General features: G+C 37.6%; 20 protein-coding genes. 12 read left to right on the plus strand and 8 right to left on the minus strand.

The genetic code is table 11. From position 1 onward, the window contains the following. Positions 1–341 precede the first annotated feature (341 nt). From guaA to G7051_RS06145, 5 genes are all read right to left on the minus strand, one after another. Positions 342–1,859: a glutamine-hydrolyzing GMP synthase gene (gene guaA / locus G7051_RS06125; protein WP_166112525.1), complete on the minus strand. Its 1,518-nt coding sequence runs from the start codon at positions 1,857–1,859 to the stop codon at positions 342–344. Positions 1,860–2,027: 168 nt separating this feature from the next. Continuing rightward, on the minus strand, positions 2,028–2,507 hold the full coding sequence (locus G7051_RS06130; RefSeq protein WP_166199052.1) for a hypothetical protein: 480 nt from the start codon (positions 2,505–2,507) through the stop codon (positions 2,028–2,030). 1 nt (position 2,508) lies between these two features. Then, positions 2,509–3,006, minus strand: a complete 498-nt coding sequence (locus G7051_RS06135; RefSeq protein WP_166199053.1) for a hypothetical protein — start codon at positions 3,004–3,006, stop codon at positions 2,509–2,511. 1 nt (position 3,007) lies between these two features. Then, positions 3,008–3,514 (minus strand): hypothetical protein, encoded by a 507-nt coding sequence (locus G7051_RS06140; RefSeq protein WP_166199054.1) that lies wholly within the window; start codon positions 3,512–3,514, stop codon positions 3,008–3,010. Between the two features lie 5 nt (positions 3,515–3,519). Then, the gene (locus G7051_RS06145; RefSeq protein ID WP_166199055.1) at positions 3,520–4,746 is read right to left on the minus strand and encodes a C10 family peptidase; all 1,227 of its coding nucleotides are present in this window, start codon (positions 4,744–4,746) and stop codon (positions 3,520–3,522) included. A gap of 305 nt (positions 4,747–5,051) precedes the next feature. On the opposite strand from G7051_RS06145, the gene G7051_RS06150 reads away from it, so the two are divergent. The 5 genes from G7051_RS06150 (at position 5,052) to G7051_RS06170 (ending at position 8,742) form a co-directional block, all read left to right on the plus strand. Next, positions 5,052–5,519 (plus strand): DUF4252 domain-containing protein, encoded by a 468-nt coding sequence (locus G7051_RS06150; RefSeq protein ID WP_166199056.1) that lies wholly within the window; start codon positions 5,052–5,054, stop codon positions 5,517–5,519. A gap of 30 nt (positions 5,520–5,549) precedes the next feature. Further along, positions 5,550–6,053: an RNA polymerase sigma factor gene (locus G7051_RS06155; RefSeq protein ID WP_166199057.1), complete on the plus strand. Its 504-nt coding sequence runs from the start codon at positions 5,550–5,552 to the stop codon at positions 6,051–6,053. Continuing rightward, a complete protein-coding gene (locus tag G7051_RS06160) occupies positions 6,043–6,561 on the plus strand; it encodes a hypothetical protein (protein ID WP_166199058.1) in 519 nt (172 codons plus the stop codon). Before G7051_RS06155 ends, G7051_RS06160 begins: the two co-directional genes overlap by 11 nt. Continuing rightward, complete coding sequence (locus G7051_RS06165) at positions 6,558–7,649, plus strand: DUF4252 domain-containing protein (protein WP_166199059.1); 1,092 nt, start codon at positions 6,558–6,560, stop codon at positions 7,647–7,649. The genes G7051_RS06160 and G7051_RS06165 overlap by 4 nt, the downstream gene beginning before the upstream one ends. 133 nt (positions 7,650–7,782) lie before the next feature. After that, positions 7,783–8,742, plus strand: coding sequence for a S9 family peptidase (locus G7051_RS06170; RefSeq protein ID WP_166199060.1), 960 nt, complete (start codon positions 7,783–7,785; stop codon positions 8,740–8,742). A gap of 87 nt (positions 8,743–8,829) precedes the next feature. Here the strand turns inward: G7051_RS06170 and G7051_RS06175 are convergent, their stop codons facing one another. The 3 genes from G7051_RS06175 to G7051_RS06185 form a co-directional block, all read right to left on the minus strand. Next, positions 8,830–10,302: a glycoside hydrolase family 125 protein gene (locus tag G7051_RS06175; RefSeq protein ID WP_166199061.1), complete on the minus strand. Its 1,473-nt coding sequence runs from the start codon at positions 10,300–10,302 to the stop codon at positions 8,830–8,832. Between the two features lie 76 nt (positions 10,303–10,378). After that, complete coding sequence (locus tag G7051_RS06180) at positions 10,379–11,572, minus strand: glycoside hydrolase family 76 protein (protein ID WP_166199062.1); 1,194 nt, start codon at positions 11,570–11,572, stop codon at positions 10,379–10,381. Positions 11,573–11,946: 374 nt separating this feature from the next. Continuing rightward, positions 11,947–13,929, minus strand: coding sequence for a glycoside hydrolase family 97 protein (locus G7051_RS06185; protein ID WP_166199063.1), 1,983 nt, complete (start codon positions 13,927–13,929; stop codon positions 11,947–11,949). Between the two features lie 419 nt (positions 13,930–14,348). On the opposite strand from G7051_RS06185, the gene G7051_RS06190 reads away from it, so the two are divergent. The 7 genes from G7051_RS06190 (at position 14,349) to G7051_RS06220 (ending at position 26,419) form a co-directional block, all read left to right on the plus strand. After that, the gene (locus tag G7051_RS06190; RefSeq protein WP_166199064.1) at positions 14,349–15,959 is read left to right on the plus strand and encodes a DUF6377 domain-containing protein; all 1,611 of its coding nucleotides are present in this window, start codon (positions 14,349–14,351) and stop codon (positions 15,957–15,959) included. 299 nt (positions 15,960–16,258) lie between these two features. After that, on the plus strand, positions 16,259–16,789 hold the full coding sequence (locus G7051_RS06195; RefSeq protein WP_166199065.1) for a DUF5004 domain-containing protein: 531 nt from the start codon (positions 16,259–16,261) through the stop codon (positions 16,787–16,789). Between the two features lie 113 nt (positions 16,790–16,902). Further along, positions 16,903–18,036: a hypothetical protein gene (locus G7051_RS06200; protein ID WP_166199066.1), complete on the plus strand. Its 1,134-nt coding sequence runs from the start codon at positions 16,903–16,905 to the stop codon at positions 18,034–18,036. A 124-nt stretch (positions 18,037–18,160) separates the two neighbouring features. Next, positions 18,161–21,097: a TonB-dependent receptor gene (locus G7051_RS06205; protein ID WP_166199067.1), complete on the plus strand. Its 2,937-nt coding sequence runs from the start codon at positions 18,161–18,163 to the stop codon at positions 21,095–21,097. A gap of 35 nt (positions 21,098–21,132) precedes the next feature. Further along, positions 21,133–22,647, plus strand: coding sequence for a RagB/SusD family nutrient uptake outer membrane protein (locus G7051_RS06210; protein WP_166199068.1), 1,515 nt, complete (start codon positions 21,133–21,135; stop codon positions 22,645–22,647). A gap of 59 nt (positions 22,648–22,706) precedes the next feature. Next, the gene (locus G7051_RS06215) at positions 22,707–23,942 is read left to right on the plus strand and encodes a glycoside hydrolase family 71/99-like protein (protein WP_166199069.1); all 1,236 of its coding nucleotides are present in this window, start codon (positions 22,707–22,709) and stop codon (positions 23,940–23,942) included. A 482-nt stretch (positions 23,943–24,424) separates the two neighbouring features. Further along, complete coding sequence (locus G7051_RS06220) at positions 24,425–26,419, plus strand: glycoside hydrolase family 97 protein (RefSeq protein ID WP_166199070.1); 1,995 nt, start codon at positions 24,425–24,427, stop codon at positions 26,417–26,419. Positions 26,420–26,506 lie beyond the last annotated feature (87 nt).

The raw sequence follows: 26,506 nt of genomic DNA on the forward strand, positions 1-26,506 counted from the left end.
AAGCGAGTGCAAAAGTAGTCGCTTTTTATATACGCTCCAAATATTATTACAACTATTTTTCAAAGTTTTTTTCCTTTATTCCTTAACTTATATCTAAACAGTGGTTTACATTGTGAAAAAAAATTGGAGGATTTAAAGAGAATCAACGGAAAGCTACTATTGATAGGACTTTGGTACAAAGTCACGACTCATTTAATTTCGAAAAAACGAATAAAATAATTACACAGACAAAGGAATTCTATTTCTTTCTATGGATTTATTACTGCATCTGAATAAAAAAGAGAAGCTGATTTTATTATCAGCCTCTCTTTTCTTATATCTCGTTATATATAATGCTCAATTTACTCCCACTCTATAGTTGCAGGTGGCTTAGATGATATATCATATACTACACGGTTCACACCTTTTACTTTGTTGATAATCTCATTAGACACTTTTGCAAGGAACTCATATGGCAGATGTGCCCAATCGGCAGTCATCGCATCTGTTGATGTTACTGCACGAAGTGCAATTGTAAATTCATACGTACGCTCGTCTCCCATTACGCCTACCGATTTTACGGGTAGAAGTATTGCTCCTGCTTGCCATACCTTATCATAGAGGTGATATTCATTCAACATCTTTATATATATATCATCTGCGTTCTGAAGTATTTCTACTTTTTCGGCCGTAATATCTCCTAAGACACGGATACCTAGTCCGGGCCCGGGGAATGGATGACGTTTAATAAGATGTTCCATCATGCCCAACTCTAAACCAATTCTGCGAACCTCGTCTTTAAACAATAGCTTCAATGGTTCTACCAGTTTCAGATTCATCTTCTCGGGAAGTCCACCGACATTATGGTGCGACTTAATTACTGTGCCTGTTATCGAAAGCGATTCAATAATATCAGGATAGATAGTACCTTGTCCCAACCATTTTATATCTTTCAACTTATGAGCTTCTTCGTCAAAGACATCAATAAAGCCTTTTCCTATAATTTTTCTCTTCTCTTCGGGATCAGCAACGCCTGCCAATGCTTTGTAGAATCTTTCTTTGGCATTAACCCCTATTACATTTAATCCTAAATGCTCATAGTCTTTTTGAACTCTCTCGAATTCGTTCTTACGCAAAAGACCATGATCGACAAATACACACGTCAGGTTTTTACCTATTGCTTTATTCAGCAACACTGCTGTTACCGATGAATCGACTCCTCCCGAAAGAGCAAGTATAACTTTGTCATTACCCAATTGAGCTTTCAATTCAGCAACTGTCGATTCTATAAATGAAGCCGGAGTCCAATCTTTTTTGCAACCACAGATATTCAGGAAATTATTCAACAGCTTAGTTCCATCTACTGTATGGAATACTTCGGGGTGAAATTGTACTCCCCAAGTTTGCTCACCTTGTATTTTATACGCAGCAGCTTTTACATCTTCGGTACTCGCAATTATATCAAAAGTAGAAGGCAATACTGTTATTGTATCTCCATGAGACATCCAGACTTGTGAACCTTTAGCTATACCATCAAACAATGGATCTTGCTCCATAGATACTAGATGTGCTCTCCCGTATTCACGAGAATCACCTTTTTCGACTTTTCCTTCTGAGGTGTGTGCCAAAAACTGTGCTCCATAACAAATACCCAATACAGGATATTTTTTTCTGATTTCTGACAAATCGGCTTTAAATGCGTCTTTATCATTTACAGAGAAAGGGCTACCTGATAATATAACTCCTTTTACGGTAGTATCATCTTTAGGAAACTTGTTATAAGGAACTATTTCGCAATATGTATTCAGTTCGCGAACGCGGCGACCAATTAGTTGGGTGGTTTGTGAGCCAAAATCGAGGATAATAATCTTTTCGAGCATAGAGAAGTTTTTGATTAATTCTTTTATGCACACAAAGATAAAAAAAAGATTGCGATTATATATTCGTAGGCTTATTATAATCGCAACCAATACATTGTTGTTACCAAAGTATTATGTCTGTTTTCTACTGAATTAATTATCTACGGCATATAATAATACATCTTATATCTATCGGTTCTTTATTATTTGAGCAATTTTAAGCTCTTTATTCACCCAATTGGGAGCACTACTATTTAGAGTGTAATCTGTCGCAATTATAGAATATTCTTTTTTCGATATTTTGACTTCAATCGTATCAGACTCATAATCGTTCCATCTTATAATTGTTACCGACTTACCCTCGTTATCTGTATAAAGGCTAAGAGCTACTGATACAGAGTATTTATCTTCAGAAATATCAGGTTCTCTGAAAAAGCAAATACCTGAAACCTCATATTCTATCATTTTGCCTTCTTTTTTATAAAAAGCTCTGACTCGAGATATTTCGATTGAATTTTCATGATTCGGATTTAACAGATCATTTCCATTCTGATCTACAACATAACTACGAAAGCCTAAATCAGAATAGGGGTCTAGATGTTGTTTATCACAACTAAACAGGCTTGACAATAATGGCAATACCAATAAGTATAGTATTCTATTCTGCATATTACTCCTTTATCTTGACGATTTTTGAAATTTTACGCCCCCTATCTATCCAATCGGGAGTCTTACCATTTATCCAATATTCTATACCAACCTCACTGTTTTCACCTTTATGTATTTGAGTTATAATGGTATCGGATTCATAATCATTCCATTTGATGATAGTTACCGACTTATCCTCATACTCAATACTAGGACTAACAAAAAGCCTCAAAGAATATTTATCATAAATCATATTAGGTGGTATAAGAAAATAACCTCGCTGTGCATCAAGATTAGATTGATAAAACTCGACGAAGCTACCCCTTTCTCTATAAAAAACTCTTATTTGAGATAGATCCATTGCATTATCACTATTAAAGTTCAATAAATCATTCCCTTTTTGATCCAAAACAAATAGATCAATATTCAAGTCTATATTTGTTTCATCTCCATCCTTGCTACAACAGGAAAGGCTTACCAATAATGACAATACCAATAAGTATAGTATTCTTTTCTGCATATTACTCTCTTGTCTTTACTATTTTAGCGACTTTCAGCCCTTGATTAATCCAATCAATATCTTCATTTCCGTTTATCCAATATTTTATCCCGATCGCTGAATTTTCTGTTTTTTCAATTAAAACCGTAATTGTATCAGATTCTGACTCATTCCACTTGATTATAGTTATTGATCTATTATTTGCATCAACACGCCAATCCATAGCTGTATGAAAGACAAAGCCAGCTATGTTTGCATACATCAATGGCTCTGTAATGCCATATCCTTTGGGAGCATCACCCATCGGATTATAATAAAGGATCGGTTCTCCATTAATTATGTGGTAAATTTTTATTTGAGAGGTATCAATTGCCCTTGAAGTTAGTGGATCTAAGAGGTCATTTCCATTCTGATCCAACACACAACAAGCAAAACCATAATCTAGGTTTGTAGCATTTTCATTCTCATCACAACTGATTAAGTTTATTGATAATGACAACACCGCTATATATATCATTAATTTTCTCATGGTTTTTATGGTTTAATATTATAAATCATTTTTTTATTATAATTATATTCACTGCCGGCCACTTTCCAATCATTGTAAGCAAACCAACCATCATATTTTACAAATCCTGAATACCCCCATCCCCAATTCATATGTAAAGTAGTATACATATATATTGTACCTGTAAAATTACCGTTCGTATCATATTCGCAGTTCTCTGAACGCCTATACCCATCACAGACCCAAGCATGTCCTCCGTTGGGGAAAGTAATAATAATTTGTTTTTCTTTTAATCCTGATAAAAAAACAGGTCTTTTACTATTTAACTCAGCCACAACCCTATCTATTTCAAAGTCTGTACAAATAGCCGAACTATATCCAAAATTATTTTTAAAGGCACTAGTTGCATCATCATCATGAGCCGAAGACCCCTCACATCCATACTTCATCTTCACCTTACTACCAATATCAGCCATCAAACGGGCAGTCTCATTGGATCCAGTATTATCAAACATAGCACTCCAATTATAACTTTTAGGATGCTGATGATATTTCATTATTTGTGCCATAGCAACAGCTACACAACCTGCAGGTGGTTTTCCATTGGAATAAGCACTACATTGCCCAGTTAAAATATTAGTAGCAACAAGGTCGTTATAGCCTACACCTTGCCCCCATGTAGTTTTCAACAATGGCTCCACCACTTTATATGTACTGGTGCATTCGCCATTTTTATCAATTCCATCAATATTGGGATCTCCGATGCTTATGGCTCTTTGGATAGCCTGAGGCGCCCAAGCATCTTTTACATTTCCGGATTGCTTCAAATCTGACTTCTTCACTTTTTCTACATATAATGAAGTTTCTTCAAGCCATTCTACCAATCCATCCGGCAGCTCTTCACCCAAAGGGAGCTCTCCCGACTCTGAGAACGCCAATACAGGAGCAATCCTATTGTCTGCCGACATTACCATAAAGCCTCCATTTTCATAATTTACAACATAGCAAGATGCTGTATTATTATTCAACCCGGAGACAGGCACAATACTATTAACATGCTTTTGCTCATAAATAGTTGTACCCCTCAAACCAGACTCTACAGGCATTTGTAATTGTGAGACTAATTGGAGTACATCTTGTTGGCTAACAAAATTCGGATCTTGAGATTCTATGCCTACCTCTTCATTTTGACATGAAGCATATAAGAAAACCGTGATCATACTAAAAAAAACTCTGAGGAATAATTTTTTCATTAAGATTTATATGTGTTTAAGTTTGTTTGTTAAGATTTTTCAATAAAGTTTGTTTCTCCTTTTCGGATAGATTTGGTAGTACCTATGTTTGCAAATATAATTTTTTTTATCAAAAAAAGCACCCTCTCGTTAATACTTTTACAATAAACTATTAATAATCAAACAATAGTAACCAATAATGTGATAAAAATAACCATTTAAGTTATTTCTATATTTTGCTATATTTGCTCCATATAGATTTTATATTGAGGGAGGTGTAACATTTTATTCTCTTGTTACGTCTTTAGTATAAAGCAACATTAATCATGAAAAAAGCTATTATATACCTATTCTTATTTACACTTAGCCTTTCGGCTTCGAGTAAGACATTAGATGATATTTTCAGCGAATTCTCGAAAGCCCCTCATGCAGAAAATATAAACCTGAGAAAATTTCTATTTTCTGCTTTAAAAATAGCAAATTGGGATGGTAAAGACTTCAATAAAAAGGTGAACTCCATGTCTGTTTTGGATCTCGAAAGTTGTTCTCCAGATATCAAGCTTCAATTTGCAGAACAAATAGAAAATCTGGAAATGGACGGATATGAAGTATTGATGAAAGTAAAGGACGATGATGATAATGTATTAATAATGTCGAAAAGTAAAAAAGACAAGATTAAGGAATTGGTTATAATCACCGTAAACGATCCTGCCATAATCAGGCTAAAAGGAGATTTTACACCGAACGATCTGTCTGACATAACACAGCAATACGGAGAAAAGAAGAAAGATTAAAAATTGAGCATAAAATATATTCCATAATAAATGGATGCTATAACATTCAAAGAAAAATATATACCTTATCATCAAAAGCTGTACAGGGTTGCATACAGACTTCTTGAAGATGCTTGCGACGCCGAAGATGTTGTACAGGAGGCTTATATTAAATTATGGAATAAACGGGATGAACTGACGCAGGTTGAAAATAGTGAAGCATATTGTGTAATTTTGTTGCGTAACTTATGTCTCGATTTTTTAAGGGCGAAAAAGAAACATCTGTTTCAATCAACAGAAGACACTGTCATATCAGACAATCTTGTATTATCGGATGAGATTGAAACGGTTGATGAAATCAAACATATAGAAACTATCATTGATCTTTTGCCTGAACAACAGCGTAAGATCATAAAACTAAGGCACTTTGATGATTATTCGAACGAGGAAATAGAAGAAATTATGGGCTTAACCAGTGTTAATGTAAGAGTACTGATGTCGCGAGCCAGAAAAAAAGTCAAAGAACTATTTAATAGTTACAACTATGGATATTAAAGATATAAATAAATTACTTCATTCGTTTTACGAAGGAGAAACCTCTCAGGAAGAAGAAAAGATACTTTATAAGTTCTTTTCAGATGAGAATATTCCTGAAGATATGATTTCCGAGAAACGAATATTCCTGCAATTATATTCAGCACAGGAAAATGATGCGCCTCTGCATTTAGAGGAAAAACTAAATGCTCTAATTAATAATTTGGAAAAGAAAGAAAATAATACACAAGCCCACCGTATTATTTTACCGATAAAACAAATGAACAAAACCTGGAGATGGGCTATGAGTATCGCAGCCAGTGTTCTCATCGTTCTGTCTGCCGGTATTTTTGCATATTTTGGAAACAGCGGGAATAGAAACCAAATGCTTGTGGACACTTTCTCAAATCCGGAAGAAGCATATATAGAAACCCAGAAAACTCTATTGTTGGTTTCGGGAAAGCTAAATAAGGGTATTCAACAAGTAGAAAAAGTAAACGACATTATAGATAAAGACGTACATTTATGAAAAAGCTAATAATATTACTAACAATTACAATTTCGTCGATATCACTTAGCAAAGCACAACCGGAAATAAAAATAGATATTGACGGTTTGCAAACCGATATATCCAGTGAATTGGCGACATTATCAGCAGACCTGAGTAATATGCATCTCGATCTGGAAGGCATGAAGAATGAGATAAATGCTAATATTGTTAACCTCGATAACATATCTAACAGTTTAAATTTAAATAACATAACGGTGAGCAGCACTCATCCCGGAATAAGTATTGAGGTAAGCGACAGCAATACCGCCAATAGCTATGCATATGTCTATACTCCCGGTGAACCGTCGAATAGCCAAGAGAGCTTTACTTATTCCTATACCACAACTGAGACTCCACAGAATAATGATATTTTTAAACAGCTATCAAATACTAAAGGTATTCAAGTTGTGTATATTTCTAAAACCATGCTAGGTATGATGCCTAATATGGATATGCCGGGAGTCGATATCGGAAATATTGCCGGAAAGTTAGAATCATTAGAAATATATTCGGCAGAAGAAGCGACTGCATCAAGACGTTTAATCTATGTATCCGAAGACTTACTAAAGGGTGGTAATTACGAAACTTTAATGCTTATCAAAGACAACGATTCAAGAACTGCATTCTACGTAAAAAAGAATAAATCGAATCAGGGATCGGAAATGCTTATGATAACAGAAGATGGCAGTGATGCAACTATCATAAGATTTTTAGGCAGCTTTACCGTTCAGGATATCAAGAACATTGCAAATCAAAGTAAAAATGGCGTACACATTAATACTTCTATAAATACAAATACGTCCAACAGGCTTAGTGAAGCTGAACTGAATATGAGGATTAAGGAAGCTCAGAAAAGAAACGAGCAAGCTCAGAAAATAGCCATTGATGCCCAAAAGAGAGCGGAAGAAGCTCAAAAGAGGGCAGAGGAGAGAGCTAAAAATGGACAACAGAGAGCGGAAGAAGCTCAGATAAAGGCCGAAGAAAGAGCCAAAAGAGCAGAGGAGAGAGCCAGAAGAGCGGAGGAAAGAGCCAAAGAAGCCGAAGAAAGGGCTAGAAAAGCCAATTAAGGTCTCAGACCAATGTCAGCAACTATAAAAATGAATGCTTTTACAATAAAGTAATATTGTCTCATTTAAAAATGTGTAACCTTTCTTTATCTGTTGAGTCTTATCATTATAAACCAACTTAAATCCAGGTAATATGATAAGAAAGAATTGCACTACAAATTATATTAACAGCGTTGATGGATTAAGAGGTATCACGATTTATCGTAGATGCCTTTTATTGTTGTTACTATTAGTATCATTGAATCAAGTAAAAGCCCAATCGCCGGAGGTAACTATTGAGGATGTCAGATTTGAAAGTGAAGGAGTTACTCTTGCAGGAACAATCTACACTCCCCGGCATTCACATGCAGCGGTAGTTATTGTACATGGTTCGGGACAAGCTCCTCGAATGGGAGAATTTGCATCGCTTTTAGCTAAAAATGGCATCTCGGTATTAACCTATGATAAACGTGGAGTGGGTGAATCGGGCGGTATTTATGCGGGACCCGAAGTAGGCTCCAACAACGTTGATGCGGATAACCTCAACCTATTGGCAGAAGATGTCAGCAAAGCTGTAAACATACTTCATCAGCGGGACAAAGATACACCTATTGGTCTGATTGGTTTCAGTCAGGCAGGATGGGTAATTCCGATTGCTGCCAACAAAAATCAGCTTGTGGATTTTATGGTGCTGTTTAGCGGAGCTGTTATTCCAACTCTTGATCAGCTTATATTTCAGCATTTCACAAATGGCAAGTCCGATTTTTGGGACAGTCACACCGAAGCAGAAATACGCGAATACATGCCAAAGGCACGTGAAGCTGTACGCAATGAACCGGGTCGTTATCAATTGGATAAATTTCTAAGCACCGATCCTCTTGACGCCCTCAGTACACTGTCAATTCCGGGGCTTTGGCTTTTTGGTGAGAAGGATATACAAATCCCGATAGGTATATCAATAGAAGTCCTCAATGCATTAAAAGTACAGGGCAAACCCTACGAGTACTGCTTATTTTCAACATTGGGGCATGACCTTACACCTATAGGCACTACTCAACCCATTGCTATTGCTATTCATTGGATTAAAGCCCGAAAAGCGTTGCATGAAAAGTAAAGCGAGTAACAATTATATTACGAATACTAATAAAGAAGCATCCTCTCAATATTGAGAGGATGCTTCTTTATATTTACAGCGGATTATTTACAAGCTGTTCAACATATCTACCTTACCCTCATTTACGAGTTTAAGGATAAGTTCTCCGAACAATGTATTTTGCCATGCAAACCAAGCTCTTGTAAAGTTAGTAGGATCATCTTTATGAAACGATTCGTGCATAAAGCCGGTTCCTGCATCTGTAGCCATAAGCATTTGTATGCATGCTTTAATTTCGGCATCATCCTGACTGGTAAATGCTTTCATCATTATACTCATAGGCCATATCATATCATAACCGATATGAGGTCCGCCAATACCTTCTCCTGCTGTACCTTTGAAGAAATAAGGATTATCTTCACTCCATACAAACTTTCTTGTATTCTGATAAATGGGGTCATTTATTTTATCTGCATCCAGATATGCCAAAGCCAATAAGCTGGGCACATTGGCATCATCCATCAACAATTGGTTACCAAAGCCGTCTACTTCAAATGCATAGATTTTTCCATAGGTTGGATGATTGTAGATTGCATATTTTTGTAATGCCGTTTCTACTTCATTCGCCAAAGCTGTACACTCGTTGGCTAACGTGGTGTTTTTCTTTACTGTCTGAAGTATTTCAGCAGCTTCACGCAACGATGTTACTGCAAAGAAATTAGAAGGCACCAAGAATTGGAATGTTGTAGCATCATCCGACGGACGGAAAGCCGAAGCTATCAGACCCACCGGTTTTACAGGGTTGCCCAATCCATCATTCGACATCGTATCTAATTGGCGTTCTGTTACCCTCATAAATTTATAAGGACCAACACCATCTTTTCGTTGTTGCTCTTTAAATGTTTGCAACACAAGTTCTATCGCTTTTACCCAATCCGCATCAAATACACTTGTGTCGCCTGTTACTTTCCAATAGTAATAAGCTAAACGGATAGGATAACAAAGCGAGTCGATTTCCCATTTACGTTCGTGAAGTTCGGGTTTCATATCCGTCATATCACTCATCCAATGTCCATCAGCAACCGCTCCATCGTTAAAGGCATTTGCATAAGGATCGATCAGTATACTTTTTGTTTGACGGTGAATTACACCTGCCAACATTTTTTTCAGTTTAGGATCTTTGTTAGCTAACTGTACGTAAGGGAATACCTGAGCCCCCGAATCGCGAAGCCACATAGCATGAATATCTCCTGTGTATACAAAAGTATCGTCCTTGCCATCCTGTACTCTGTAATGAACGGTAGTATCTAATGTATTGGGAAAACAGTTTTCGAACATCCACGCCAAACGTCTGTTTTTCAAAAGCTTATTTATTCGAATAATTTCGTTTTCAACGGCCGATGATTCAAATAACCGATCCGATGGGTTAGGACGGTTAGTTACATACACTTGGGTATTATCACTCACAATTGCCGTTTCGGGCTTTAATACATAATCGGAAGCATGTATCGTACCTACCGATATGGCAGACAATACACATAATCCTAATACTTTTTTCGTTAGATTTTTCTTTACAACCATGTTGTGTTTATTTATATTATAGTATTCAAGTTATTTCGTTCATTTCTCAGATATAACCAACTTTTGTTTTCGTGAGTTAGTTTATTGCAGCCAGACGTGCATACATCTCAACCATTGCGGCTTGAGTAAGCAACCATTTCGACTCGTCTTTGGTTTTTCCGCTTAAATCTTTATCGAACAATCCTTTATCATCACGAGCATGTGCCCATGAATAATCGAGGCTCTTTTTGAAAGCATCAAGATACAAAGGATTTTTATCTATCTCATACAATTCGATAAAACCTCTGAGCATTACTGCCGAAAACCATACATCGCCTTTTTTCAGTAGTTTAAACTGCTCCCCTTTTTCGTCTTTAAAATCTTCAAAGAAATAATTATAAGCCGATTGTGCTGTATTCTGAGCATCAGTCAAATATTGTTTATCATTGGTCAGATTGTACAACAACGCTGCCGCTTGAATCATTTGCCCGCTGTTGTAAGCATATTTAGCTTTACCGATATTACCGTTTAGTGCAATATTATCAAAATACAGATAATCGGTAGAATCCTGCAAATTTTCTTTTGTCCATTTATATAAGTTCTTTCCATGTGAGAAGTAGGTACTGTCATTCGTTGCTTTAAACAGCTTAAGAGCAAAAACTGCTCCGGGTGCATTTGAACAGGTATTCTTCGATTCTTTTTTCTGTTCGCACCAATAGATTCCACCACCCAGTTTATCATCACAGCCACTTATAACAAAGTCCCAGATAAGTTTTGCCTTATTTAAATAAGCCTCTTCTTTGGTCAACATGTATACGTCAGTAAAATCAATACCCAACCAAACATTGTCGTCATAAAAACGATCGGACTGAGGTGCATCGCTTATATAGGAAGAATAAGCATAGGGTGTTCTTGTTGTATCGAAATACTTTTCGAGAGCGGGCAAGACTTTTGAGTCCAGCAGATCTTTATATTTTTTATCCTTCGATGTTTCCAACAATACATTTACAGCCGAAAATGTTCCTGAGAAAGGCCAGAGATACGAGTAAGCATTCGGTATATTTGCCTGTTCTTCGGATGCCAGATATGTTGCCGAATATTTGTCGTTAAATGGATATGTTTCTCTAAGAAGATTAGTACTATCTGCCAAATAATGGGCATATAATGAATCAAGGGTAACCTGTGCTCTTTCTAAGTTTAGGTTAGCCGGCTTTGCTGCTTCTTTTTTACACGACACCGACGCAAATACCAAAGAACTGAGGAGTAAACACTTAATTGTTTGCTTTAACATGATTATTATTATTTAAAGGTTCTTTACTGCTTTTCATCCAAGACAAAGGAAACTTCATCGTTTTAGAAACTTCATCTTGTACTTTTCTACATCGATTAACGACATTCTTGTTTCAGACTACAATAACAGCAACTGATCTCAGAACCTCGATACGAAGATAAAAAGGTTTATTGTTCAAATAAAATTTAATTTAACTCTATATGAATTTTTCACATAAAGGAATCAAGACATTCTCAACTCTATACCGCCAATTGCATTGGTTCAATAAAGTTACAATTATATGCACAAAGTATAAAACAATACAATTAAAGGGGCTTGTTTTGTACTATTTTGTCACATTTCCATACAACAATAGGAAATGTATTCTTAGATTATTATTCGATAACGGCAGCCCAGCCACCATTTCTAACCATTTTTAGTTTTATCTTTTCGTCTTTTGTTATCGTATACTCGTTCTTTCTATAGTCCATTGCCTGACGACCTGCATTAATACCGTCTTCAAAAGATGTCATTTGGTACGACTTGCCGGGATTCAAAAAATCAAGACTCACTTCAAACGATCTTTCTTTCTCGTTATTATTGGTTATACCACCGATGAACCATTTATCGCCTTTGCGTTTGGCTACAATAACGTATTCACCAACCTTGGCTTCAAGTACTTTTGTTTCATCCCATGTGGTGGGTACTTGCGTTATAAAACGCGTACAGTCTTCATTCCGATAATAAAGAGTCGGATTATCTGCCAGCATTTGCAATCCGCTTTCGAAAACTACAAACAATGCCATCTGATAGGCACGTGTGCCTATACTTGCTGCATTAGGACGCTCGGCACTATATGCTTCGGGTTGCATACTGATCATTGCTCCGGGTGTATAATCCATAGGACCAACTGCATTACGCATAAAAGGGAGATAAATACTGTTGTCCGGATAACATCCGCCCATTTGTTCCATACCCCGTACTCCTTCATAAGATATCACATTAGGATAGGCATATTCTAATCCGGCGGGTTTGAACGATCCGTGAAAATCGACAAGCAGTTCGTTTTTAGCAGCTTCTTTCGCTACACGCTCGTAATAATTAACCATCCATTGATCGCTTCTGTCCATAAAGTCAATCTTCAGACCTTTTACGCCCCAATCTTTGACCGTTTTAAACACGTCGAAGTTATTTTCGACAACTAACCATGTCAACCAAAGGATAACACCTACATTCTTTTCTTTTCCGTAACGAATAATCTCGTGTACATCTACCTTCGGATTAGGAGTGTAAGGATCTCGTGTACTCATTGCCCAACCTTCGTCCATTATAATATAAGGTATGTCGTATTTGGAAGCAAAATCAATATAGTATTTATAGGTGTCCAGATTATAGCCGGCAACAAAATTCACATCGGGTCCGTAAGGGGAAGCATCGTTCCACCATTCCCAACTGGCCTGTCCGGGTTTGATCCATGCTGTATTTTGCAATTGATTTTTAGGTGAAAGCTTTAGAGTCATTGTATTTTCCAACAATTGCTTATCATCTTTGGTGATTACAAAGTACCTCCAAGGGTAAGTGCGTTTGCCTGATGTTTTAGCAATATAGTCCGCCTCCTTAACGATCTTTAAACTGCGATCTCCATCTTCGCCAAACTCAAGAGGTGCTTTAGGAAAGGTTGACTGCATACCATTACTACCTGTTCCTTTAAGAAACATACAGGGATAGTCGCTCAAATCTGATTCTGAAATCAGTATTTTATATTGTTTTTTTGTATCCAGCAGAACGGGCAAAACCGCCAGATTCTTTTCTTCTGAAACAAATTGGGTTGTTGGAACATGTGTATATTTTTCCTCGTAAGCCGTTTTAAAGCCACCTTGTTGTTGCAAATGAGCTAAATACTCGGAAGGAAAATTGATTACAAAATCTTCTCCTTTTACAATCGATTCTTTCTTGCGGTTAGTAATAAAACGATATGCAACTCCATCATTAAAGGCTCTGAATTCGACCGAATAGTCTCCTTTAAAATTGAGCAGCAGTACATTGCAATGATTATTTACTGTCGAATACTTGAGGGGTACTACAGGATTAATATTTTCATTAATCACACTCCGCTTTTCTCCTGTTAATTTCGGATCATTTCCCAGAACCTCATTATCCAAGACTAATTGCAGGTAACAATCATTAAGCAGCACTTCGGTATTATAATCGACCGAATAATAAATTTTATCTTTAATACTTACTGTAAGTTTAATTTCGCCATTAGGTGATTTCACTTCTATATTTTGTGCAAATAAACTTATTGTCCCCAAAAAGTTATAAACCAATAACGAGAATAAAATCAAGCATGTTTTTTTTGAAAATAGTAAATTCTTCATCTATTGTGTTTTTAAGGTTATCGGTAACTCAACGTTTTTAATGATCGGATTGTCGGATTGTAAGGGATAAGACAAACATCAAAATTCAAATCTACAATATATTTATATATTATATGGTCTGTTTTTTAACGATGATAGAACCTTACAGAGACAATGTCTCGAAAACAAACAAAGATGTCTTAAAATCGTACTCGCAAATGTACAGAAAGCTTCAATCGGCTTTACGACAAAGCATTGTTTACTCTAAGTTGGCATACGTATCCTCACAAAAAACTCAACCACCAATTGATCAGAAAAAGGTTATTATTGTGTTTTATAAGCATACAGAGTTCTCATAAACGACTGATCAATCTTATTAAAAAATATTATATTTGTGTTATGCTAATGATGCGTAATCATTAATACCTAGATCAATCAACATGAAGAAGCTGGCTCTTGTCTTTTGCTTTATATTGTCATACACCTTATTGTATGCATCATCCCAAGATGGTTCATCAACTGATGAGTTGGATAAACTTATAGAGAAAAGAGACTTATACATACAGCAAAAAGAAGACCGGATAAATTCTCTAAAAAAAGAATTATCAAAGCTATCGGATAATACCGAAAAACTGGAGTATTACAATTCTCTTTTTAATGAATACAAATCATATAAATATGACTCCGCCTATGTATATGCTCATAAGTGCCTCGATATTGCCTACCTTCTGAAAGACTCCTGCAAAATTATCGATGCAAAAGAGCATATTGCTTTTTGCTATCTCTCGTCGGGGCTTTTTAAAGAAGCATCTGACATCATGAATTCGGTAGATATAAATAATGCATGTGAGGATGTAAAGAAAAACTATTATACGCTCCTTGCCAGACTTTATTTTGATATGGCGGATTATAATAATGTCGAACCCTTCAAAAGCCAATATATATCCGAGGGCAACAGATACTGCGATTCGGCAATTGTATATACTCCTCAGAATTCACCCGAATTATGGTCTATAAAAGGTTTGAAATTAATGCAGCTCCGTGACTTTAATGGAGCAATAGATATGTTTCTCCCATTAGCTCAGTCATCTAAGGGGGTAGACGATCATACCTACGCCATTGCAGCATCCAGCTTAGGTTTTATATACGAGGAATTGGGAGATAAGCAAAAGGCAATACATTATATGATAGAGGCTTCCATAGGAGATATCAAATCTGCAACCAAAGAAACCGTTGCTCTCCGCAACCTTGCCAACCTGCTATATGAAACGGGAGATGTGCATAAAGCCAATAAATACATCCGTCTGGCAATGGAAGACGCCAACCTGTATAATGCACGCCACCGAAAAATATCAATCAGTTCCATACTTCCTATCATTGAAAAGGAACGGTTCGAAATGGTGGAGAAACAACGAAATATACTGATAGGGTCTGTCCTCATTATATCACTCCTGTTTTTATTACTGTTAGGTACTACCATCATTATATACAAGCAGGTAAAAAAACTACGCCTGGCACGTCATACGATACAGGAACAAAACAAAAAGCTTCTATCTACCAACTCTAAACTGATGGAGGCTAACAAAATAAAAGATGAATATATTACTCAATCTATCTACGGTGATTCAGAATATATTGATCGTATAGAACACATATACAAGATTGTAAACCGTAAGATAGTTGCCCGTCAGTACGAAGACATACGCTCTTTTCTAAAAGAATCTGACCTTCGAAAAGAACGTGAGAATATGTATTCATCGTTCGATCAAACTTTCCTTAAACTGTTCCCTGACTTTGTGGAGGAATACAAGAAACTCTTTTTAGCTGACGATATACTCGATATGGATATATCTAAAGGATTGACCCCTGAGATACGTATTTTTGCACTTATCCGTTTGGGTATACACGATAGCGAACGTATTGCCAAGTTTCTCAATTACTCGGTAAATACAATTAATACTTATAAGACCAAAGTGAAAAATAAATCCATTATAGCCAATGAGCTTTTTGAGCAAAAAATAATGGAGATAAAAACCGTTCAAACAAACTAAGATCTAATCTCAAACTTCCATTTTAACATTTACAAGAGTCCGAATACAATAAAAAAAGCTGAAACAAGGCTGTTTTTATATGATATTTCGGTTATATTTTCACGTACAACACAAAATCATAACTACATAACAACCAGAAACTAAAACATCACGCCTATACAAAAACACTTATATATTCCATTAGTTACAGACACTTTGTTGTAATAGAAATTACATTTGTATCAGGACGTATCTCTCATTCAAGAGAATGTACCTTGTTAACAATATTCTTAAAATCTATTAATAAAATCTTTAACTCCATGAGAACATTAAAGTATTTGTATGTCTTTCTGTTAATGGTTGCCGTACTTCCCTTTGTGTCGTGCAACGATACGGACGACGGCTCATTTGTAGCTCCTATTACAATTTATGAAAAGATCAACGGTAATTGGGCTGTAACCTCCCTCAAACAAATAGATGAAGTAGCCAAAGCCAATGCTCAGACTCCTACCGAGATGACTTTAACAGATCAGTTCGGGTTTTCGACTTTCACAATCAATCTGAATGTTGATACCAATAACGAACCCACAAATTATCTGATCGGAGGAACTGCACCCAAATTTTTCCCCACTGAAGGATATTGGGCTTTGGAATACCCGTTTCAAAATACCGATGGGTCGGCAAGTATCATAAACCTATATTCGGATGCTGCCAAAACAACGCAGGTTGCACAGCTAAGCGTAACAGCAATGCCCAGTACCAATAAAGTTCTCGAACTTAAGTTTTCGCGCAAAGCTAAGGGAGTAACATTTGTCTCTTATGTATATCAATTATCACCTGCTCAACAATAATAAGGTCACAGATCTTTTTATTGCTTTGGCAAGTATAACAACTATAGCTTGTTATGATTTAGGAATATATCATTAAAGACTTTCAATTAATTCATTAATCAAACATGAAAACCATGAAATACATAACAATAGCATTATTGACTTTTGTAGCTATACTTATTCCCCGAAACAGCTTTGCAACAGAAGACGTGGGAGCTCCTGCAAGAGTATGGACATATCCTGTAGTATATGCCTTAGATCAGGAAGTAACCTGGTATTTTGATATGACAGGAACCGGATTCTCCGAAAAACAAGACCTATTTCTTTGGGCATGGTCTCCCTCTGAACCCGATGCAGGAAATTTTGACAACTCATCAGATTTTGCCAAACTCGAATATGTAAGCGGTATGGTTTGGAAAAAAGCACTTACACCTACCAAATACTTCAGTAAAACAGTAGCCGATATCGAAGCATCCTCGGGCTTCTGGATGCGCTTGAAAGGCAAAGGAAACGAAAAACAGAGTGATGTTGTTCAAGCTCCTTGGTCGGTAGGTGACATAAAAACATTCAAAGAATCGGGCGAAGCTGTACAAATATTCCCTCAAAGATTTTATCTGGATGAACCGCTTTCGATACTTGTTAATGCTGAAAAATTATGGGTTGGCGGAACACAAAGCGGACTGGCAGGTGAAGAAATATTCTTTCACAGTGGTCTCAATAACTTTGCAGCAGGCGCAATCGTTGAAGCAAATATGGGAAACCCTGATCTTGTAAAAAAGACTAAACTTACCCCTATCGGTAACAATATCTATAAGATTGACTTTATTCCACGTGAATACTATGGGGTAGGCGAAGATTTTGTAATGGAAAATATCGAATTCTTATTTCCAACGAGAGATTGGGCTAAAGTAGGAACAAACGAAGGTGGTAAAAACTTTGTAATACTGGCTCCGGGAGTACCAATTCCGCTTGATCCTATATTTTCGTTCTTTCCTCAAAAATTCTCGCAATACGATATTCTTACCCTCATCAGAAAAAACAACGAAAAGAATAGTCAAGGACTAGTTTACACAATTACAGCCGGTACTAAAACTATTACAGGCGAATTTACAGGAAATAAAGACGAGATGAGAGCTTACATAAATCTTTTTCAATCGTTAAGTACCGAACTTTCTATCGATAAGATTAACCTGCTTGTAAAAGACAAAAATGGAGCCGAAATTATTAAAACAGATATTCCACTTGTACCATTATCTGATCTCAATTAAGGTCACATGCCTATTAACAATAGTTAGTTGCGATCATGAAACATGACAATAAATATGTTACTAAGCTTAATTATGTTACTACAAAATAACAAAAAGGTCTGCGACCTCATAAAAACTGAATACCATGAAACTTTATTATAAAAAATATAGACTTCACCTCAGCCCGTTCCTATTTATGCTAGCGCTTTTTATAATGTCGCAACAAGCATTTGCTCAGGACATTTCGGTTACGGGTACAGTTACCGATACCAATAAAGAACCTTTAACCGGTGTAAGCATTAAGGTAGCAGGTACTTCACTAGGTACAGTGAGCGACTTGGACGGACACTTTACGTTATCGTGTCCTGCAGGCAGCACGCTTGATGTATCATACATCGGGTTTATGAACCAAAAATTACCTGCTCAAAAGAATATGACCATCGTATTATCCGAAGATGCTGTTGCTCTTCAAGAAGCAGTAGTAGTAAGCATCGGGTACGGAACTATGCGAAAATCGGACTTAACGGGAGCCATTGCCTCAGTTAGTCAAAATGATCTCAGACAAGGGGTAATTACCTCAGCCGAACAACTTTTGCAAGGTAAAGTTGCCGGATTGTCGGTGTCTCAAGGTTCGGGCGACCCTGCCGTAGGAGCTACTATGCGTTTAAGGGGTGGAACATCACTTTCGGCAGCCAATGCTCCCCTCGTTGTTATTGATGGTATACCGGGAGTTGATATGAACACTGTTCAACCTTCGGAAATTCTATCTATAGATGTATTGAAAGATGCTTCGGCAGCAGCCATATACGGTTCACGAGGTGCCAATGGTGTTGTTATTGTAACAACCTCACGTGCAGCAAGCGGAGTCGAAAAACACACTATTGAGTACAACGGTTTTGTGGCAGTAGGAACTGTTGCCAAAAACATGAATCTTCTGTCGGCAAACCAATGGAGAGGATATGTAAGAGACAACAATGTAACGAGTGCAATAGACTATGGTGCTAATACCGACTGGCAAAAAGAACTGCAACGCACAGCTATTTCTCAGTCGCATAACCTGTTCTTTACCAACGTAAATAAAAACAGCGGATTCAGTGCCTCTATGTTATATCTGGATAGTGAAGGCATAATTGATAACAGCGGTCTCGAACGATTGGCAGGGAGTCTTGCAGCCCATCAATATGGATTCGACAAACACCTTAAACTCGAAATGGGTATGACAGGTAGTGTCGATAAATGGAATCCTATCGATACACGTATTTTCGAACGTGCAGCTAACTTAAATCCGACCGTACCTGTAAAAGACCAAAACGGAAACTATACTTCTATCGGTGGAACGAATACCGAAAATCCTGTTGAATTGAATAACAATCGTTTTGCAGATGATTCACGTTACCGTTTCTTGGGATACGGAAAAATCGAGGTTGAATTGATGAAAGGATTAAAAGCGACTGCTAACGGATCGTATGAATACAATTCGGCTCAACGCAGATTTTACCTGCCTACTTATGCAATGATGGAAGGTCAGGCTGAAAAAGGTCGTGGAGAAAGAACTCTTGCCGACTACAGAAATATGCAGTTGGAGACGTTTGTAACTTACGATACACATATTAATACGAATCACGATCTGAACTTCTTGGCAGGATACTCATACCTGAATAATATGTACGAAGGATTCGGTGCTACCCGAAGAGGTTTTGATACCGATGCGTTTCTTTACAACAATCTGGCTGCCGGTGGAGATTACCGTGCAGGTGACGTATATTCTTACAAAGGCGAATCGAGCTTAGTATCATTCTACGGGCGTGCCAATTATAACTATATGGGCAGATATATGGCAACTGCTACTTTGCGTAACGATGGATCGTCACGTTTCGGTAAGAATCACAAATGGGGACTATTCCCATCCATGTCATTGGCTTGGAGGGTTTCAGACGAAGCGTTTATGCAAGGAGCAACAGGCTGGTTGGATAATCTTAAGTTACGTTTAGGATACGGTGTTACAGGTAATCAGGACGGTATCGGCGAATACAAATCGTTGTCTCTTCTGGGTGCTGACGGAGCTTCGTATTATGATGCAACAACCGGAACATGGAAAAAATCGTATGCTCCTGTTCAGAATGTAAACCCCGATTTGAAATGGGAATCTACCACTCAATACAATATTGGTGTCGATTTCGGTTTATTCAGAAGAATAAATGCTACTGTTGAAGTATATTATAAACAAACCAATGATCTTCTTTGGACATATCCAGTGCCTCAGCCACCTAATTTAGTGGGCACTATGTTGGCAAACGTAGGAACTCTTTCCAACAAAGGGGTTGAGCTATCATTGAACGGTAATATAATGCAAGGCAAAGATTTTAGTTGGGATGCTAATTTCAATATATCCTACAACAAACAAAATATTGATAAACTGTCGAACGAGTCCTTCCAAGAGTCGGGTCTAAAATCAGGATCACTACACGGACTTAGAGGTCTATCGGGAGTGTACTCGCAAATAATAAAAGAAGGTCTTCCCGCAGGTGCTTTCTATGGTCCAAGATGTTTAGGATTGGATGAAGAGGGTAAATATGTTTTGAATACTGATGCAGACGGAAAACCTATAGATGAATATCTGGGTAGTGCTCAACCTAAAGTGAATCTTGGTTTTGCAATGAGTGCAACTTACAAAGACTTCGATATGAGTGTTGCCACATACGGAATGTTCGGTCAGAAAGTACTTAATGCTACTTACATGAGTATGTATGACCCTACTCGTTTGCCTGCTCAGAATGTACCTGATAAATTTTTAACCAGTGGAATTAAATCAGATCCTGTATTTTCCGATTATTGGGTTGAAGACGGTTCTTTCTTCCGCTTGCAAACACTGACTGTGGGCTATACCGTGAAATATTTCAAAAAATGGGGATTAAGCAAAGTAAGAGTGTATGCAACAGGCGAAAACTTATTTACAATAACAGGTTATAGTGGTGTAGACCCTGAAGTGAATACAAGCGGACTGGAGTCTCCGGGTATCGACCGCTTCAACTTCTACCCTCGCCCACGCACTTTCTCTTTTGGTTTAAACGTCGCTTTTTAAGGTCTGAGACCTCTAACTTTTGAAAAAGATAAATCATGAAAACAAAAATATTATCCATATTAGTATTGACAGCCTTTTTCTCTACATCGTGTACCGATCTTGATGAAAAGCTGTACGACAAAGTTACAACTGACGATTATGGTAAAACGGCAGCCGAAATACAGACTATTGTAGGTGGAGCATATGCCACATTAAGAGGATTCAACGATTCGGACAAAGGGGGTACTATCTGTTATCCGACTTGCGAATATGTATTCTTTCTGGAAGAATGTGCTTCGGATGAGGCCACTATCCCAACCCGTGGAACTGACTGGTATGATGGCGGACGCTATCAACAGATACAGTATCATACTTGGAATGCTAATAACATAATGATACTTAGTGCATGGAAATATTGCTATCAAGGCATAGCCAATGTAAACTCGATTATTTATCAGGTAGATAAATCGAACTTAACGGACGATGATAAGGCTATTGTAAAAGCCGAGCTTAGAGGAATACGTGCCTATTATTACTATCAATTATTAGATCAGTTTGGTAGTGTGCCTATCGTAATCAGCTTCGAAGAATCGGAATTACCTGCTAAATCGCCACGTGCCGATGTATTCAAATTTGTAGAAGATGAATTGAAAGATATTTTGGATAAACTGCCTTCAACTATCCGTTACGGAGGTTTCACTCAAAATGTAGCAAACAGCCTTTTAGCACGTTTGTATCTTAATGCAGAAGTATATACAGGTACTCCACGCTGGCAGGATTGTATCAATGCGAGTGAAAAGGTGACCGGCTATATTCTTGAATCGGATTATTTCGCAAGTTTCAAAACAAAGAACGAAACATCGCGTGAGATTATTTTCGCTATTCCTTACGATTATAAAGTGGGGACAGTAGGTAATTATCTGGCTTCAATGACTTTTCATTACAATCAACGGTTTGCATTCTCTACAACAGGAGCATATCCTTGGTGTGGTAACGGTATCAGCGCTCAACCGGGCTTATACTCGTCATTTGATGAGAATGATGTGAGACGTGGTTCATTACTAATAGGTGAACAAAAGAACCTTGCAACGGGAGCTACTATTATGATGGACAACGGCAATCCTTTGATTTATACCGAAGAATTCACCAAGTATACCAATGCCCTGCAAAACGAAGGAGCACGCCTCTTCAAATATCAGATACAAGCCGACGATCAGTGGGAACGTGACAATGATTGGGTATTGATACGTTATGCAGAAATATTGATGATGAAAGCCGAAGCAAACTTCCGATTAGGGTTTACAGCCAATGCGCTTATTTATGTAAATGAGATACGTAATCGGGCAGGACTTCCAAGCCTTACCACTCTTACTCTTGAAAATCTGGATACTGAATGGAAACATGAGTTTGTCTTCGAAGGTCTTCGACGTACAACCAATATCCGTTTCGGAACATTCTTCCAACCTTGGTGGGAAAAAGGGGCAACTCCTCGATACAGAGGCGTATATCCGATTCCTCAAACTGTATTGGATTTGAATCCTAATCTGAAACAAAATCCTGATTATAATTAAATACAGGTAAAGGCACAGTGAATTGCTGTGCCTATACTTTCACTTATATAATAGAGAAAATGAAAAAAACACTATTTATAACACTTTGCCTCATCCCGCTATTTATATTCAGCAATTGCGGAAGGGATGATTTACCTATCATTAAGGAAAATCCGGTAGAGGAATTTAGTCCTGTCAGTGTAACCAAGACCAATCCGATGAAACTGTATGTACATTATATGCCTTGGTTCGAAACCAAAGCTTCCAATAATGGTACATGGGGACAGCACTGGACAATGGCAAATAAAAATCCCGATAACACAGATGCTAACGGCAAACGTGAAATAGCCTCGCACTATTATCCGCTTATCGGACCTTATGCTTCGGGAGATGAAAATGTTATTGAATATCATCTTTTACTCATGAAATATTCGGGAGTAGACGGTATTTTGATCGATTGGAACGGTACACGCAATTTATACGATTACGCATCTATAAAAAACAATACCGAAGCTATTGTAAAAGTACTGGATAAGGTAGGGTTAAATTTTGCAATTGTATACGAAGACCAATCTCTTAGAGAGGGGTTACAGGATGCAGAGAAAATAACTCAAGCCAAAGCCGATATGAAATATCTGGAGAGTACTTTTTTCAGTAAAGAGAATTATATCAAAATCAATAATAAGCCTCTGTTAATGGTCTTTGGACCTCAGGAAATAAAAAAGCCTGCTGATTGGAGTTCGATATTCTCGGTATTAAAAACAAAACCTACTTTTCTGACTTTATATGCACACTCGGCAGGTACAGCTAATGAGGGCAATATCAAAAATGCAGAAGGCGAATATATTTGGGTAGATGCAACACCTATGGAAACTAAGTATGCAGGAAAAGATGTATTGATGGGTGGAGCATATCCCGGATTTAATGATTTCTACAAAGAAGGTGGCTGGGGTGAAAGTGTACTGGCGGATATAGATTATGCGAATGGAGCGACATTCAAAAACTTGTTAGCAATGGCAAAGGATAAAAAGGTCGATTATCTGCAACTCATCACATGGAACGATTTTGGCGAAGGTACTATGATAGAACCTACTCAGGAATTCAAATACAGTTACCTGACCGAATTGCAAGGTTTTGCAGGTGTATCTTACAATGTATCGGTTCTCGAAAATATTTACAAGTTGCATTCTTTGAGAGAGACTTATAAGAATGATGCCAAGAAGTTAAGAACTCTGAATCAAGCCTTTTACTATTTCGTTTCATTGCAAAATGATAAGGCAAAAGGTCTGATTGAGGAGGTTGAAGCTATTAAGTAACTTACAGCGATTCGGGTAGTTGAATTATGCCAGTTACTTAGATTGTAAGCCTGCTTTAGCTGTAGGGGTGGGGTTCTACTCCACCCGCATATATAGCGGGCAGGGCAAAGCCACTACCCCTACAACTAGCTGATTGCATTATTTGAATTACTAAGTTACATGACCAATAAATAACAACCAACAGATTCATGTCAGTTTTTATCTATAAGTAAAGCAGTTACAACGAAAAAAAGGTAACAACGAACAGAAAAAAAGAAACAGTCAAAAAAGTGTCACTTTTGTAACCTTTGTAACCTTTTTGAGATTAGATCACTAAATATGAGCACTTTATAAAAATAGAAAAAGTGACACTAAACAGTCTACCTTTGTAACTTTTTTGAAACCTTATGGTTACTAACTGTTACCTTATTGTAGAGTTATTTTGTACCGATTCATATAAATAATAAAAAGGGTCTGGGACCTTACTAAAAATAATAAGTATTATGAAACAATTAGCAGTGTATATCCTTCTCGTTTTCTTTTGTTTAACTTCATGTGCAAATAAAGAAAACACGTCAGTAAGTTCTCCGGATGGGAGCATCCGAGTACAAGCCGGTATAGAAAACGGGAAGGTATATTATACAGTCGATAAAAAAGACAAAGCTATTCTTAATAAATCCTTTCTTGGGTTTGTTCTTAAAGATGGCGAGTTAGGAAAAGACGTAACGATTACCGACGTAAAACATTCGTCTTTCAGTGAAAAATGGGATCAACCGTGGGGCGAAGAAATCACTGTAGATAATACCTACAATGAGATGACAGTAGATGTACAGGAAAACGGCGGATTGAAACGCAAATTTTCGGTGGTTTTCCGTGTATTCAATGACGGCATCGGCTTTCGTTATGTATTCCCCGAACAAGAGAATCTAAAGGATTTCGTCATTATGGATGAGTTGACCGAGTTTGCTCTTGCAGGCGATCACAAAGCATGGTCTATACCCACAAGTACATTGTATTTTGAGAATCTTTACAAACCATCGCCCGTTACGAGTCTCGATACAGTATGTACTCCTTTGACTATGGAAACCAAAGACGGGTTATATTTGAGTATTCATGAAGCAAACTTAACTGATTATGCAGGACTGAATCTTACACCCGAAAATGGTACGACTACCCTTAAGGCTTATCTGACTCCTTGGTCAACAGGTGAAAAGGTATTCGCAAAAGCACCATCGGTTACTCCTTGGAGAACCATGATTATTGCCGATAAAGCTGCCGATTTGCTTCTTTCACGTTTAATGCTGAATTTGAATGAGCCTTCGAAAATCGAAGATACTTCGTGGATTCGTCCCGGACGATATATCGGTATCTGGTGGGGTATGCACATGGAAGATTATTCATGGGCACAAGGTCCAAAACATGGTGCTACAACCGAAAATACAATGCGTTATATTGATTTCGCAGCCAAACATAACTTCTCTGGGGTATTGGTTGAAGGATGGAATTTCGGTTGGGATGGTGATTGGACAAAAGAAGGTGATAAATTCAGCTTTACAAAAGCGTATCCCGATTTCGACCTGAAAAAGATAACCGAATATGCAGCTTCTAAAAATGTAAAACTGATCGGACATCACGAAACAGGGGGTGCTACTCAAAATTACGAAAATCAATTAGACAGTGCTTTTGCCCTGTATCAAAAATATGGCGTGAGTGCTGTGAAAACAGGTTATGTAAGCCCCCTACTCGATCATAAGGAACGTCACAGCAGTCAATACGGTGTGCGTCATTTCAGAAAAGTGATCGAAGCAGCCGCCAAATATCATATAATGATAGACAATCACGAGCCTGCCATGCCTACGGGATTGCAACGCACATGGCCTAACCTGATGACTCAGGAAGGATTCAGAGGACAAGAGTATGACGCATGGTCGAGAGATGGTGGAAACCCTCCCGAACATACTACTATTCTTCCTTTTACGAGAGGGTTAGCTGGACCTATGGACTTTACGCCGGGAACTTTCAACTTCACCAATAAGGTATTCCCTACCACTCACGTTCAAACAACTTTAGCCAAACAACTAGCCTTATTTGTGGTATTGTTCAGTCCTTTACAGATGGCATCGGATATGATCGAAAATTACGAGAATAATTCTGCCTTCGATTTTGTAACCTCTTGCCCTACTTCCTGGTCTAAGACTATAGTACCCGAAGCCCAGATAGGCGAGTATTTAACCATAGTACGCAAAGACCGTGATTCTGAGAACTGGTTTGTTGGAGGCATAACCAATGCCAACAGCAGAGACCTTAGTTTACCTCTCAACTTTTTAGATAAAGGAGCAAAATACAAAGCGACAATATTTAAAGACGGCGAAGGAGCAGATTACAAGAGCAATCCGTATCCCGTAGAAATTCAGGAAATGGAGGTCACAGCCGAAACTGTTTTAAATGCAAAGCTGGCAACAAGTGGCGGAGTAGCCATTCGATTAATTAAGCTATAATCAATCTATGTTCCGTAAAATTTAGGTCAGAGAAATAGCAGGTAAACGAAAAAGCCCATGACTCAAATCATGGGCTTCTTTATATCT

It is taken from the genome of Dysgonomonas sp. HDW5B (assembly GCF_011299335.1).
Classification (GTDB): Bacteria; Bacteroidota; Bacteroidia; order Bacteroidales; family Dysgonomonadaceae; genus Dysgonomonas_A.

What these genes read in the sequence shown, in the direction of transcription:
- G7051_RS06155 (WP_166199057.1), top strand. Translation starts at nt 5,550, where the DNA reads ATGGATGCTATAACATTCAAAGAAAAATATATACCTTATCATCAAAAG.
- G7051_RS06210 (WP_166199068.1), top strand. Translation starts at nt 21,133, where the DNA reads ATGAAAACAAAAATATTATCCATATTAGTATTGACAGCCTTTTTCTCT.
- G7051_RS06140 (WP_166199054.1), bottom strand. Translation starts at nt 3,514, where the DNA reads ATGAGAAAATTAATGATATATATAGCGGTGTTGTCATTATCAATAAAC.
- guaA (WP_166112525.1), bottom strand. Translation starts at nt 1,859, where the DNA reads ATGCTCGAAAAGATTATTATCCTCGATTTTGGCTCACAAACCACCCAA.
- G7051_RS06190 (WP_166199064.1), top strand. Translation starts at nt 14,349, where the DNA reads ATGAAGAAGCTGGCTCTTGTCTTTTGCTTTATATTGTCATACACCTTA.
- G7051_RS06170 (WP_166199060.1), top strand. Translation starts at nt 7,783, where the DNA reads ATGATAAGAAAGAATTGCACTACAAATTATATTAACAGCGTTGATGGA.
- G7051_RS06220 (WP_166199070.1), top strand. Translation starts at nt 24,425, where the DNA reads ATGAAACAATTAGCAGTGTATATCCTTCTCGTTTTCTTTTGTTTAACT.
- G7051_RS06215 (WP_166199069.1), top strand. Translation starts at nt 22,707, where the DNA reads ATGAAAAAAACACTATTTATAACACTTTGCCTCATCCCGCTATTTATA.
- G7051_RS06130 (WP_166199052.1), bottom strand. Translation starts at nt 2,507, where the DNA reads ATGCAGAATAGAATACTATACTTATTGGTATTGCCATTATTGTCAAGC.
- G7051_RS06200 (WP_166199066.1), top strand. Translation starts at nt 16,903, where the DNA reads ATGAAATACATAACAATAGCATTATTGACTTTTGTAGCTATACTTATT.
- G7051_RS06135 (WP_166199053.1), bottom strand. Translation starts at nt 3,006, where the DNA reads ATGCAGAAAAGAATACTATACTTATTGGTATTGTCATTATTGGTAAGC.
- G7051_RS06195 (WP_166199065.1), top strand. Translation starts at nt 16,259, where the DNA reads ATGAGAACATTAAAGTATTTGTATGTCTTTCTGTTAATGGTTGCCGTA.
- G7051_RS06165 (WP_166199059.1), top strand. Translation starts at nt 6,558, where the DNA reads ATGAAAAAGCTAATAATATTACTAACAATTACAATTTCGTCGATATCA.
- G7051_RS06185 (WP_166199063.1), bottom strand. Translation starts at nt 13,929, where the DNA reads ATGAAGAATTTACTATTTTCAAAAAAAACATGCTTGATTTTATTCTCG.
- G7051_RS06160 (WP_166199058.1), top strand. Translation starts at nt 6,043, where the DNA reads ATGGATATTAAAGATATAAATAAATTACTTCATTCGTTTTACGAAGGA.
- G7051_RS06180 (WP_166199062.1), bottom strand. Translation starts at nt 11,572, where the DNA reads ATGTTAAAGCAAACAATTAAGTGTTTACTCCTCAGTTCTTTGGTATTT.
- G7051_RS06205 (WP_166199067.1), top strand. Translation starts at nt 18,161, where the DNA reads ATGAAACTTTATTATAAAAAATATAGACTTCACCTCAGCCCGTTCCTA.
- G7051_RS06150 (WP_166199056.1), top strand. Translation starts at nt 5,052, where the DNA reads ATGAAAAAAGCTATTATATACCTATTCTTATTTACACTTAGCCTTTCG.
- G7051_RS06145 (WP_166199055.1), bottom strand. Translation starts at nt 4,746, where the DNA reads ATGAAAAAATTATTCCTCAGAGTTTTTTTTAGTATGATCACGGTTTTC.
- G7051_RS06175 (WP_166199061.1), bottom strand. Translation starts at nt 10,302, where the DNA reads ATGGTTGTAAAGAAAAATCTAACGAAAAAAGTATTAGGATTATGTGTA.